Below are 12,974 nucleotides of genomic sequence, written 5' to 3' on the forward strand. Positions count from 1 at the left end.
CTGGCCCCGCTAGAGCGGGTAACTGGCCAGATACAGGCACTGAGCCGGGGGAGCGACTAGCCCGACAAAAGCACCAAGAGAGACGCTCCGCTGGCGAAAGCGAGCGCCTCAGGAACCCAGACGGCCGCCAAACCTCAAGTAAACCAGCACGAGGCCGTGCAAACAGACCGGTCGACTAGATCAAGCCCCCGACCGCCAATGCGGTCCCCACCTAGATCACTCACGTCCTAAAGAAGCAAGCACGGCCCGGCGCAGCGACCAAGATCAGGGCGCTGCCATCACGGGAAGACTTGGGACACAACCCGCTCCAACCGCGCGACCGTCCCATCCACGTCCTTCAACTTGTCCAAGCCAAACAATCCAATGCGAAACGTCGCGAAATCCTGCGGCTCATCGCACTGCAGCGGTACACCCGCCGCGATCTGCATCCCGTGGGCCATGAAGGCTTTGCCGGTCTTCACCTCCTCGGACGGAGCATAGCTGACCACCACACCGGGCGCGCCAAAACCATCGGCCGCGACCGAGCGCACCCCGCGCGCGGCCAACATCGCCCGCACCTTGTGCCCCAGATCCCATTGCGCGGCCTTAACCACGTCGAAGCCGACGGCCCGTGTCTCCTCGACCGTATCGCGAAAATGGCGCAGCGCGTCGGTGGGCATCGTTGCGTGATATGCGTGCCCCCCGCCCAAGTAGGCCTGCATGATTTGCGACCATTTCTTCAGATCGATGGCGAAGCTATCAGAGGTTGTCGCTTCCACCCGGGCCTTCGCCCGCTCCGACAACATCACGAGCCCAGCGCAGGGCGACGCGCTCCACCCCTTTTGTGGCGCGGAGATCAAAACATCCACGCCGGTCGCGCCCATATCGACCCAAGCACATCCCGACGCGATGCAATCCAACACCATCAAGGCGCCAACGTCGTGCGCAGCGGCGGCAAGCTCCGTCACGTAGGCGTCCGGCAGGATCACGCCCGCACTCGTCTCCACGTGGGGGGCAAAGACCACATCGGGCTTCACCTCGCGGATCCGCGCCGTCACTTCGGCGATGGGCGGGGGCGCAAAGGGCGACCGGCTGTCATTGCCCTGTTGCCGGGCCTTCACAACCTCGACGCCCCCGGTAAAAGCGCCCGCTTCCATAATTTGCGACCAGCGATAGCTGAACCAACCGTTACGCACCACGAGCGCCTTGGCCCCCTGACCGAACTGGCGGGCGACAGCCTCCATTCCAAACGTTCCACCACCGGGGATGATCACCGCATGGTCGGCGCCGTACACCTCGCACAGGCTGCTGTGCAAATCGCGCATGACCTGCTGGAACGATTGGCTCATGGAGTTGAGCGAGCGATCCGTGAAGACCACCGAAAATTCATCCAACCCTTGCGGATCGACCGTGTCGAGCAATGCCATAACGTCCTCCCTCCGTCTGTCAGGGAGGTTTTTTCACGCCTTGGGCAGGACGGCAAAGTCTATCTCGGCATACCAAACGCTGGGACCACAACACATGTTTCCGATACACGACGCAGCGCGCGAAACCGGTATGCTGGCGCGACGTTAACGCGCCAACTCTGACCCACCTGCCCAAGGCCAGGCCAAACAGCGCCAGCATCAAAGATGTCCACATCGGTCCCATGACTACGACCATAGCGGCCAATCATGAACCTCCGCTTAAAGGCTAAAGGGGTCCTGGCCGCCGCTCCTCGCTCAACATGACATTGGCCTCGACCTCTCCGACGCCGGGTAAACCCATGATTCTGCGACGCAATACGCGTTCGAAATCAGACAAATCCCGCGCCACAACCCGCAGGCGGTAGTCATAGCGCCCAAGGACATGCTGGACGCGGCGCACCTCGGGGATGGCGCTGACGGCGCGCTCAAATCCCTCCAGGTCGACCCGCCCTTTCGTGGCCAGTTTGACGCCCACGAACACCGTCACGCCGAACCCCAACGTCTCCAGGTCCAGCACCAATTCCCGCCCCGCCAGGATACCCTCGCGCCGCAACCGGTCGAGCCGACGCCAGGTCGCCGCTTGGCTCAACCCAACGGCGCGCCCGACGGCCGTTGTCGACAGGGCGGCATTGGCTTGGACGACCTGCAAGATCGCGCGGTCCAGATCGTCGATCATGGCAAAATGCGCCCCACGGGGGGCGTACGCAGGGTGTACAGGTGGCGCACGCAGCCACCTATGCGCGACCTAAAGCGGCAAAACAGCATCGGTCTTCACCTGGGCCACATGCAGCAAAGCCTCAATCTCGGAGATATGGGGCAGCGTCAGGATCCTCTCTCCGTAGAGCTGCCGCCAATGGGCCAAGTCACGCGCAATCACCGCCAGACGCACATCGACCCGCCCTAGAAATGTTTGTATTTCAGTAACCTCCGGGACCTCACGGGCCGCGGCCACAAACAGATCCAGCGCCCTAGGCTCCCCTTTGTCGAGGGTAAACCGGAGGCTCACCTCCACCCCGTAACCCAACGCACTCCAGTCGATGACCCCTTGCACCCCCTTAAGTACGCCATTTTCGCGCATCCGGTCGATCCGGCGGGACAAAACGGACTGGCTTAGCCCCATTTCTAAAGCAAGTTCAGTTACTTGCAAGTCAGGCTCCGCTTGCCACCGGCGAAGAATGGCACTGTCTGTCGCGTCGAGCATAGGTCATCCTTGTTTCGTCGTTCTGACGAATAGGTATCTCATTTCATACCACAGGAAAACGGGGCAGATTATGGCCCCGGTTGCCACCTTCCTCTAAAAGGCGCGCCATCACACCGAGGAGGGATGACAATGCGCGTTTACTACGACCGCGACTGCGACGTGAACCTGATCAAAGACATGAAGGTGGCCATCCTGGGCTATGGCTCCCAGGGACATGCCCACGCGCTGAACCTGCGCGATTCCGGCGCCAAGAACCTGGTCGTCGCCCTGCGCGAAGGCTCGCCCTCCGCTGCCAAGGCCGAAGGCGAGGGCCTGAAGGTCATGGGCATCGCCGAGGCCGCCGCCTGGGCCGACCTGATCATGTTCACCATGCCCGATGAACTGCAGGCCGAGACCTACAAGAAGTACGTCCACGACAACATTCGCGAAGGCGCCGCGATTGCCTTTGCCCATGGCCTGAACGTCCACTTTGGCCTGATCGAGCCGAAGCCCGGCGTCGATGTTGTCATGATGGCGCCCAAGGGCCCGGGCCACACCGTTCGCGGCGAATACCAAAAAGGCGGCGGCGTGCCCTGCCTGGTGGCTGTGCATGAGAACGCCTCGGGGCGCGCGCTGGAAATCGGCCTGTCCTACTGCTCCGCCATTGGCGGTGGTCGCTCCGGCATCATCGAGACCAACTTCCGCGAGGAATGCGAAACCGACCTCTTCGGCGAGCAGGCCGTTCTCTGCGGTGGCCTCGTTGAGTTGATCCGCATGGGCTTTGAGACGCTGGTCGAGGCGGGCTATGCGCCCGAAATGGCCTATTTCGAGTGCTTGCACGAGGTTAAGCTGATCGTGGACCTGATCTACGAAGGCGGCATCGCGAACATGAACTACTCGATCTCGAACACGGCGGAATACGGCGAATACGTTAGCGGCCCCCGCGTCCTGCCCTACGACGAGACCAAGGCCCGCATGAAGGCGATCCTGACGGACATCCAGACCGGCAAGTTCGTGCGTGATTTCATGCAGGAAAACGCCGTTGGCCAGCCCTTCTTCAAGGGGACGCGCCGGATCAACGACGAGCATCAGATCGAAGCCACCGGCGAAAAGCTGCGCGGCATGATGCCCTGGATCTCGGACGGCAAAATGGTGGACAAGGCCCGCAACTGAGCCTGTCCCATCCGACAGTTGAGAGGCCGCCGTTTGGCGGCCTCTTTTTGGTTTTCTTACACGTCGGCTGGCTTGCCGTGGCTGTCTTTGTCGGCGGCCAAGGTCGACTTGATGGCGTTTGGATCATCCATACGATCCAGCACTTTCTTCTGACTTATCAACGCGAAGACGATAACGGAGAGCAACGTACCAAAGGCCAGAACGGGCAACAGAAAGTCGGTGAGCATGGGGGGCTCCTTTCAAGCTGAAGGACGGTTTCATGGGCTGAACGCACCACATGGCCTGACAGTTCCAATCGGTCCGGCGAGGCGCGCGTAGGCCCCCCGGGCTCGAAGTTGCCCCTGTCACATGCGCATTACACGGGCTAAGCCCCGCGGATGGTCACAACAACCGACACCCCCGTCTCCGCCCCAACGTTGGGGAACTGGGCCTCAATCGCCGCGCTCGGCTTGATCTGGGGCGGCACCTTCATGGTCGTGGCGATTGCCCTGCGCGGCTATGGACCCGTCACTGTGGCGACGGCACGGACCACGCTGGGCGCACTGGCGCTCCTGTCCCTTGTGCTGGCCATGGGCCGTCCGCGCCCGACCATGACGCCCTCGCTGACGGTCTTCGTCGTGGCCTTGGGCATCCTGACCACGTCTCTGCCCTTTCTTCTGCTCAGTTGGGGTCAGCAACACGTGCCCTCGGCCTTTGCGGGCCTCAGCATGGCGGTGCTCCCCCTGTTTTTGCTGCCCATGGCCCATGTCTTCGTGCCGGGCGACCGACTGACGTGGCGCAAGGGGTCCGGATTTGCCCTGGGCCTGATCGGCGCCTTGGTCTTGCTCGGCCCCGGCATTTTGCAGGCAGGACAAGGCAACCTGGCGGCCCTGGGACGGATCGCCTGCATTGGCGCAACGCTCGCCTATGCTTTGGGCTCAATCTTGACGCGCCGATGCCCACCCATCGATGGCATCTGGCTCTCGGCACTGACCCTCGTCGTCGGGGCGGTTCTCCTGCTCCCGGCCATGGTGCTGACCGAGGGTCTACCCGGCACAGCAGAGCCAACCGTTATGCTGGCAATCCTGTTCCTCGGCCTGGTGCCCACCGGCTTGGCTGCGCTTCTGCGGGTTCAAGTGATCCGCAGCGCAGGGCCGTCGTTCATGACACTCGTGAACTACCAAGTGCCTGTGTGGTCGATGGTTTTCGGTGCCCTGGTCCTGTCGGAGGTGCTGCCCGCGCGGTTCTACCTGGCACTCGCACTAATCGCCGCAGGGCTCTTCGTGAGCCAAGGACGCAAACTGCCTTGGCCCCGTAGGGCTGACACGACGTAGGGCGCCCTCAGTGACAGACCTGGAGTCCCGTACGGACAGGCCCCATTCCGGCCACCAAAGGATTGACACACAGGCGGCGCCACCGGACACCGGTGCCATGTTAGACGTGCGCCCCGTGGGATATGTGATCGGCCTATTGCTTGTGGCCTTGGGCGCCTCCATGGGGGTCCCAATGGCGGTGGACCTGCTGGACCAGAACGGCCATTGGTCCGCCTTCTTTGAGGCCGGGATGCTGACCATGCTGTCGGGTCTCTGCCTGGCCCTCGCCTGCGCCAACGCCGTGCGGACCCGTCTGTCGCTGCAACAGACGTTCCTGCTGACGACGGGCGTTTGGCTCGCCATGCCGATTTTCGCCGCCTTACCCTTTGTGTTCGGCGCCACGGGGTCGAGCTACACGGATGCGTTCTTCGAGGCGATGTCGGGCCTGACCACGACTGGCTCTACGGTACTTTCGGGCCTCGATGACTTGCCCAGAGGGTTGCTGCTGTGGCGTGGGCTGCTGCAATGGTTTGGCGGGATCGGCGTGATCGTCGTCGCTATGGTTTTTCTGCCAGAACTGCGCGTCGGTGGGATGCAGATCTTCCGGTCGGAAGGGTTCGACACCATGGGCAAGGTGTTGCCACGGGCGGCCCAAATATCCTCACAGATCTCAACCATCTATATCGGCATAACCATCGCCTGCGCCTTGGCGTACAATGCGGCGGGGATGGGCGCCTTCGATGCCGTGGTCCATGCCATGACCACCGTCTCGACGGGTGGATTTGCCAATTACGACGCCAGTTTTGGCGCATTCCAGGGCCCCCATGAATACATCGCAACGGTGTTCATGTTGGGCGCGGCCTTGCCGTTCGTGTTGTACGTCCAATTGCTCAATGGGGCGGGTCAGCCCTTGGTGCGCGACAGCCAGGTCCGGGCGTTTCTGGCGGTGGCAGCCGTTCTGGTAGGCGTGACGGCTGGGACCCTGGTTGTTTTTGGCGGGATGCCGGTGGAGCGCGCCTTTCGCGAAGGGCTCTTTAACATTGCGTCGATCCTGACGGGCACGGGGTATGCCAGCGTCGACTACATGCAATGGGGTGCCTTCATCATCACCCTGTTCTTCTTTTGCGGCCTGATCGGAGGCTGCGCGGGATCGACCTCCTGCTCGGTCAAGATCTTTCGCTATCAGATCCTGTTTGCCGCCATGAAGGCGCAAATCCGCAGGATCCATTCGCCCAACGGGATCTTTCAGGCGCGCTATGACGGCCGCAAGGTGGCCGAGGATGTGCTGTCGTCGGTCATGGCCTTCTTCGTGCTTTTTGTGGTGACCTTGGGCGTCTTCGCCGTGCTGCTGGCCATGACGGGGCTAGATTTCCTGACGGCCGTGTCGGGCGCGGCAACGGCGGTGGCCAACATCGGACCGGGGCTTGGTCCAATCATCGGACCTGCTGGGAACTTCGCGCCCCTCAACGACCCGGCGAAGTGGCTGCTGGCAGCGGCCATGCTGATCGGGCGGTTGGAATTGGTGGTGGTCTACGTCCTGTTCACGGCCCGGTTTTGGCGCGTGTAGCGCCTGGGTGAGGTGAGAAGTACCGGTGGTCTGATAGAATGGCCAAAGGAGAAAGGTACACCGATCGGTCGCGACGAAAGACCCGAAGGCCAACTTACCTGCCATAGCCTCCCCATCTTGAGGCGCGAAAGCGTGGGGCGCATGCGGCAGCGGAAACACGTTCTCCGCGCGATCCCCCTTTGCGTAATGGTGCCGTTCCAAAACCGGGTCTGATGCCAACTGTCACTTGGCCAAAGCGTAGGCCAACCGTCTCTCGGCTTTCGCGGCGCGCGGTGTCAACCAACGCCTCGCTCAACTCCGTCGCGACACCGGACGGGTCCTGGCGCTCGCCGCAGGCCCAGAAAACAGCCATCTGCACGGTCGGGGGGACGCGCGCAGACCAACCGGTAGGAGCGCGTCGGGAACTACAGCCATGCGACGCCACCCAAGGTACCTCAGGGCGAGGCGTGCCATGTCCCACCGTGATCAAACCGCCTCTGACCCAAAGGCGCGACGCCTGCGGTCCTTCCCCGCGCCCCGTGAACAGACCAGTTGGGTCAATCCCAGCAGCTTACCAAGACGGTCATACCAACGGCGCGCGTGGTCAGGTCTTCGGGTGCGATCGTGGCGCTCGCCTCTGCGGTGCTGACCGAGACACCTGCCGCCTGGAGCGCAGTCCGGAGCGCGCTGGCCTTCGCCGCGAAGGCCACATCCGTCGGCAGAGCCCTGTCGCCGGTCGGCGGCGCAGGCAGCAGCATCCCGGTCACGCGACCGGCCCCATCCAGAACCGGTCCGCCGACATCGCCCTCTTGCGCCGAAACGGAGAGACGCAGCAGATCTTCGTCCCCATCGAGGCCCCGCACGTCCTCCAGCGAGCCGAAGCTGAGGGTCGCGGCGCCAAGAACACCGCCGAACGGGAACCCGCCGACGGACACACGGGACCGCAAACGCCCTTCGCTTGGCGCCAGACGCGCCACCTCGACCGGGGCAAGCCGCCCCGTGGGCCGCAGCACCGCGATCCCATCACCGGTGTAGCTGATCGATGCTTCATGCAGTCGATCCAGGGTGATGCGCCCGCACCCCGAGACATTAGCCGCCGCCGTGACAACGCGTCCCGATCCATCCACGAAAAACCCAGAGGCAGAGCGTCGCGGTTTACGCACCTCCAAGCCTGAGACCATGTCGAAGCTTTGGGTGCCGGGATCGAAACCTTCGTCCGCAGGCAGGGGCGGGCCGATCTTGCGCAGGGTCTCATCCATGGACGCAAGCGCGCGCGCCGCCGCCGTCTCCTGCGCGTCGGGCCACGTCAGCAGGTAGCCGAAGATGTGCCCGTCCTCCAGCGTCGCAAAGACTTCGGTCGTCGTGCCGGGCGCCTCACCACGGATGCGGAAACTGTCGCGTGCCTTGGCCCGCTCGCCTTCGGTGGGCACAATTTCCAGCGTTTGCAGAATCTCATACAGACCGCCCAGCGTCGCCCGATCCCCCGCCTGACTGATGAGAGACAGGCGCACGCCGCTGTCCTCCTTAGGGAAATAATGGACAAAGGGCGCCTCAACCCGATCAAACGTGACCAACCCCATGGGCGCGGTCATGGCAACGCCCGCCTGTTGTTGCACCAACTCGCCCAGACCCAGGGCCGCTTGGGCGGCGCGATACTCTTCCATGAGAAGGGCCCGTTGGCGCGTGGTCAGCACGCCCGTCGCATCCACAGCCGCCTGCCGTTGCCAAGCCTGCATGGAGGCGCGTGTGCCTCGCCCATATGACCCGTCAATGGCCGCCGTGTAGTAGCCGAACCATTGCAGGGCACGCTGCAGCTCTTTCTTTTCGTCACGCGTGAGCAGGCTTTCGGATCGACGCGCCTCGCGCGGCGTTTCTTCCACCGGCTCCGGGTCTGGCTGCGCCTCGGCAACGGGCGGGACACCGGCCGACGCATCGGACGTCGCGGGCTCAGACGAGGCCACCGCAGGGGGAACTTCTGGCACGGCAGGCGTCACAACACCCACCGGCCAAAAGCGGTCCCGATAGGTGCCGCCATCGCTGACGTAACTGTCCCGTGGGATTAGCCCCTCGCTCCGCAGCCGCCGCAATGTGGCGCGCGCCTCCGCCTCAGGGTATGGGCCAAGGGCCAGGGAATACCATCCACCGCTGACGCGAAACCCATTAATATCCGGCAGGATCCCTCCGTAGGCCCGGGCACGGCCCTCTGCTTCTCGCAGGTTGGGATGCGCTTCGATCTGCACGTATAGCTGTGCCTCTTGCGCCGACACTGGCCCAGACAGCCAGACGGCAGCCCACAGGGTGAACGTCAGACAGAAAGCCAGCAGAGCGCGCATGAAGCGATTCCTCGGATTTATAAACACGATAGCGACCCATACCTTCCCCATCATCTTCGCGAGGGGAAGGGTCTCAGCGTCGCAAGTGGCGCTGTTTCCATACGTTGACCCGCCAAGTGTTGCCCCTTAGACGCGTTGCCGCGCCCCTGCCGCAGCGCCGCCGCATCCCAGGCCGGAGACCATCCATGTCCGCACCCGACGCCCCCCGTTCCTTTCAGGAGATCATCCTGAGACTGCAAACCTATTGGGCCAGCAAAGGCTGCGCCATTTTGCAGCCCTACGACATGGAGGTCGGCGCGGGCACGTTCCACCCGGCAACGACGCTCCGCAGCTTGGGCGACAAAGCCTGGGCGGCAGCCTATGTGCAGCCGTCGCGCCGCCCAACGGACGGCCGGTACGGAGAAAACCCCAACCGTCTGCAACACTATTACCAGTACCAGGTCCTCATCAAACCCTCGCCGCCCGACTTGCAGGAGTTGTATCTGGGGTCACTCAAAGCGATTGGCATCGACTTTGATCTCCACGACATTCGCTTTGTGGAAGACGATTGGGAAAGCCCAACGCTGGGTGCCTGGGGCCTGGGCTGGGAAGTCTGGTGCGACGGGATGGAAGTATCACAGTTCACCTACTTCCAGCAGGTGGGCGGCCACGACTGTCAGCCTGTGTCCGGTGAACTGACCTATGGGTTGGAACGTCTGGCGATGTATGTCCTGGGCGTCGACCATGTCATGGATATGCCCTTCAACGATCCGCAGACCCCCATCGCGCTGACCTACGGGGATATCTTCCGACAAACGGAGGAGGAATATGCCCGCTGGAACTTCGACACAGCGGATACCGCCGTTCTGTTGAAACAGTTCGAAGAGGCGGAGCGGCACTGCGCCGAGATCCTCGCCCAAGAGGCCCATGACCCAAAGACCGGCAAGCGCATCGTGATGGCCCACCCCGCCTATGATCAATGCATCAAGGCCAGCCATATGTTTAACCTGCTGGACGCGCGCGGCGTGATTTCGGTCACGGAACGGCAAAGCTATATCGGGCGCGTGCGCGCTTTGGCCAAGATGTGCGCCGATGCCTTCGTCCAGACCGAAGCGGGCGGCTGGACGCCGAACGCCGCCTGATCGGAGCGCAATTTTTCTAGAAAAATTGTGCCCGCCGGCGGCGCATCGCCTCTCATTCAGGAGTGAGACCCATGGGAAAGCTCGTCATCATCGCGCTTTTGGTCAGTGCCGCCCTGGCTGGTGCTGGGATCTGGTACACCAACACGCGCGCGTTCTATGACCCCATTGAGGGACCCGTGACCCTGACGCTGGATGGTGCTGAAAGCCTCGTGTCGATCCCGGCGCAGGACGTCACGGCCATCGCCTCCACCTCGTCGCCCCTGGGATTTCGGGCCTGCTTCTCACACGATCTGACCATGCCCGAAGACCTCGCGGCCCCCCGCGCGGGTGTTGCGCCAACGGTGGCACCGGGCTGGTTCGCCTGTTTCGACGCGGACGCTATCGCTGGCCTGTTGGCCGACGGCACCGCCACGGCCTTCACCGGCTATAAGAATGTCCAATACGGCGTCGACCGAATCGTCGCGCTGACGGCCGATGGCCGCGGTTGGGCCTGGCACGAACTCAACGACTGCGGCCACAAGGCCTATGATGGCACGCCCGTGGGCGAAGCCTGCCCCGACCGCACCACTTTTGAACCCCTCATCGAAGGCAGCCTTTGATATGCCCGATCTGCTGATCGAACTCTTTTCCGAGGAAATCCCCGCACGGATGCAGCGCCGCGCCGCCGCGGATCTGCAAAAGCTGATGACGGATGGTCTGGTCGACGCGGGTCTGACCTATGCGGGGGCCGTGGCCCATGTGACACCGCGTCGTCTGGCGCTGTCGGTCCAGGGTTTGACCGCCGAGAGCCCGACGACCACGGAAACACGACGTGGCCCGCGCGTGGATGCCCCGCAGAAAGCGTTGGATGGCTTCCTCCGATCAACCGGGCTCACGCGCGAACAACTCGAAGAACAGGACGACAAGAAGGGCCGCGTTTTCATCGCGAAGATCACCCAAGCCGGGCGCCCCGCCGACGCCATTGTGGCGGACGTCTTAGACAAGATCATCCGCACCTTTCCCTGGCCCAAATCCATGCGATGGGGCGCCGGGTCTCTCCGGTGGGTCCGCCCTCTGCGCCGGATCCTGTGCATCCTGAGCGACGAGGACGGCGCGCGCGTTGTGCCGCTCGACGTGGACGGCATCGTCTCGGGCGACATGACCGAGGGCCATCGCTTCATGGCGCCGGAGCCGTTCCGCGTGACCTCTTTTGACGACTATGAAGCCAAGCTGAAGCGGTCCCGCGTGGTCCTCTCATCGCAGGAACGAGCCGAGGCCATTTGGCAGGATGCCACCAATCAGGCCTTTGCTGCTGGGCTAGAGGTGGTCGAGGACGCAGGCCTACTGGCGGAAGTCGCCGGGCTGGTCGAATGGCCCGTGGTGCTGATGGGAAAAATCGGTGCCGATTTCTTGGAGCTGCCGCCGGAAGTGTTGCAGACCTCCATGAAGGAGCATCAGAAGTTCTTTTCGGTTCGCGACAAGGCCGGAAAAATCACCCGCTTCATTACGGTCGCGAATCGTGAAACGGCGGATGACGGCGCAACGATCCTGGCGGGCAACGACCGGGTGCTTTCGGCGCGCCTCGCCGACGCGAAGTTCTTCTGGGAAAACGATCTGCGGGTGGCAAAATCGAGCGTGGAGCCCTGGCTGGACGCCCTGTCCAACGTGACCTTCCACGCCAAGCTCGGCTCCCAAAAGACGCGGATCGAACGGATCGCCGCGCTGGCGCGAGAGTTGGCACCGACCATTGGAGCGGACCCCGACCTCGCAGAACGGGCCGCTCAGATCGCAAAAGCCGACCTCTCCTCCGAGATGGTTTACGAATTCCCGGAGTTGCAGGGCCTCATGGGCCGCTACTATGCCGAAGCCGCCGGCGAGGATCCCGCCGTCGCCGCGGCTTGCCAAGACCACTACTGTCCCCTCGGCCCGTCAGACGATGTGCCCACGGCGCCAGTGTCGGTCACCGTGGCCTTGGCCGACAAGCTGGATACGCTGGCAGGGTTCTGGGCGATCGACGAAAAGCCGACGGGGTCCAAAGACCCCTACGCCCTCCGCCGGGCGGCGTTGGGGGTCATTCGGTTGGTTCTGTCCGGAGAGATATCTACTAAGCTTTTGGCTCTGCTTAGGGTCGCTACAGAAAACCATTTGGCTTGGTTTACCAGCCACGATGAACCGCTTGATCCATTTGACGGCATAGATGAAGCAGATTTGGGTCAAGAGCAGAGACAGGTTAAAAGACAGGCTCTATACCAAAAAGGCGAGTATCTTGCCGCGAGAGCGGAGAAAATCCGCGCGTGGACAGGCTTGCGTATTTCCTGCGGTCAACAGCCGACGGAACTCCTTTCCTTCTTCCACGACCGGCTCAAGGTTTACCTGCGCGACGAGGGCGTCCGCCACGATGTGATCGACGCCTGCCTCACCGGCGAGCGGACGGACGATCTGGCCGATCTGACGGCGCGGGCGCGGGCCTTGAATGCCTTCCTGGGCACGGAGAACGGCGAAAACCTGCTGCAAGGTTACAAGCGGGCTGCCAACATCCTGTCCCAGGCCGAAGAAAATGGCGGTGTGGAATACTCTTACGGGGCAGACCCCAAGTTGGCCGAGACCGAGGAAGAGCGCGCCCTGTTCGCCGCACTTGCCACGACGAAACCTGGCATCGATGCGGCCCTTAGCGCAGAGGATTACCCGGCGGCCATGCAGGCGCTGGCCACGTTGCGCGGGCCCATCGACGCGTTTTTCGAGGCCGTTCAAGTCAATGCCGACAACGACATTGTGCGTCGCAACCGATTGAATATGCTGTCCGAAATCGTACGCACCGGTGAAAAGATCGCCGATCTGACCCGTGTTGGGGCCTAGGGCGCGACAGGGCGTCGTATGCACTGGCGCGATGCATTAGTGCATACAC

Annotated in this window: 11 protein-coding genes; 6 read left to right on the plus strand and 5 right to left on the minus strand. The window is 62.9% G+C overall.

What is annotated here, in order from left to right:
- Positions 1-278: 278 nt before the first annotated feature.
- From K5R33_RS00795 to K5R33_RS00805, 3 genes are all read right to left on the minus strand, one after another.
- Positions 279-1,406: an aminotransferase class V-fold PLP-dependent enzyme gene (locus tag K5R33_RS00795; RefSeq protein WP_220747067.1), complete on the minus strand. Its 1,128-nt coding sequence runs from the start codon at positions 1,404-1,406 to the stop codon at positions 279-281.
- A 265-nt stretch (positions 1,407-1,671) separates the two neighbouring features.
- Positions 1,672-2,121, minus strand: coding sequence for an Lrp/AsnC family transcriptional regulator (locus tag K5R33_RS00800; RefSeq protein WP_220747068.1), 450 nt, complete (start codon positions 2,119-2,121; stop codon positions 1,672-1,674).
- Positions 2,122-2,190: 69 nt separating this feature from the next.
- A complete protein-coding gene (locus K5R33_RS00805) occupies positions 2,191-2,646 on the minus strand; it encodes an Lrp/AsnC family transcriptional regulator (RefSeq protein WP_220747069.1) in 456 nt (151 codons plus the stop codon).
- 129 nt (positions 2,647-2,775) lie between these two features.
- On the opposite strand from K5R33_RS00805, the gene ilvC reads away from it, so the two are divergent.
- The gene (ilvC, locus tag K5R33_RS00810; RefSeq protein ID WP_220747838.1) at positions 2,776-3,798 is read left to right on the plus strand and encodes a ketol-acid reductoisomerase; all 1,023 of its coding nucleotides are present in this window, start codon (positions 2,776-2,778) and stop codon (positions 3,796-3,798) included.
- A 56-nt stretch (positions 3,799-3,854) separates the two neighbouring features.
- Here the strand turns inward: ilvC and K5R33_RS00815 are convergent, their stop codons facing one another.
- Positions 3,855-4,025 carry a hypothetical protein gene (locus K5R33_RS00815; protein ID WP_220747070.1) on the minus strand — a complete coding sequence of 57 codons (171 nt, stop codon included), beginning with the start codon at positions 4,023-4,025 and terminating at the stop codon, positions 3,855-3,857.
- A 150-nt stretch (positions 4,026-4,175) separates the two neighbouring features.
- On the opposite strand from K5R33_RS00815, the gene K5R33_RS00820 reads away from it, so the two are divergent.
- Positions 4,176-5,111, plus strand: coding sequence for a DMT family transporter (locus K5R33_RS00820; RefSeq protein WP_220747071.1), 936 nt, complete (start codon positions 4,176-4,178; stop codon positions 5,109-5,111).
- 97 nt (positions 5,112-5,208) lie between these two features.
- Entirely contained in the window at positions 5,209-6,657 is a 1,449-nt protein-coding gene (locus tag K5R33_RS00825; RefSeq protein ID WP_220747072.1) for a TrkH family potassium uptake protein, read from the plus strand.
- Between the two features lie 536 nt (positions 6,658-7,193).
- Here K5R33_RS00825 and K5R33_RS00830 read toward each other — a convergent pair.
- Positions 7,194-8,969, minus strand: coding sequence for a trypsin-like peptidase domain-containing protein (locus K5R33_RS00830; protein WP_255576104.1), 1,776 nt, complete (start codon positions 8,967-8,969; stop codon positions 7,194-7,196).
- A gap of 185 nt (positions 8,970-9,154) precedes the next feature.
- Here K5R33_RS00830 and K5R33_RS00835 point away from each other — a divergent pair, with 185 nt between their 5' ends.
- The 3 genes from K5R33_RS00835 to glyS all read left to right on the plus strand — a co-directional run bounded on the left by K5R33_RS00835 (position 9,155) and on the right by glyS (position 12,925).
- Positions 9,155-10,090, plus strand: a complete 936-nt coding sequence (locus K5R33_RS00835) for a glycine--tRNA ligase subunit alpha (protein ID WP_220747074.1) — start codon at positions 9,155-9,157, stop codon at positions 10,088-10,090.
- A 71-nt stretch (positions 10,091-10,161) separates the two neighbouring features.
- Positions 10,162-10,689: a DUF6446 family protein gene (locus K5R33_RS00840; RefSeq protein ID WP_220747075.1), complete on the plus strand. Its 528-nt coding sequence runs from the start codon at positions 10,162-10,164 to the stop codon at positions 10,687-10,689.
- Between the two features lies 1 nt (position 10,690).
- Positions 10,691-12,925, plus strand: coding sequence for a glycine--tRNA ligase subunit beta (gene glyS / locus K5R33_RS00845; RefSeq protein ID WP_220747076.1), 2,235 nt, complete (start codon positions 10,691-10,693; stop codon positions 12,923-12,925).
- Positions 12,926-12,974 lie beyond the last annotated feature (49 nt).

It is taken from the genome of Jannaschia pagri (genome assembly GCF_019655435.1).
GTDB lineage: Bacteria > Pseudomonadota > Alphaproteobacteria > Rhodobacterales > Rhodobacteraceae > Jannaschia > Jannaschia pagri.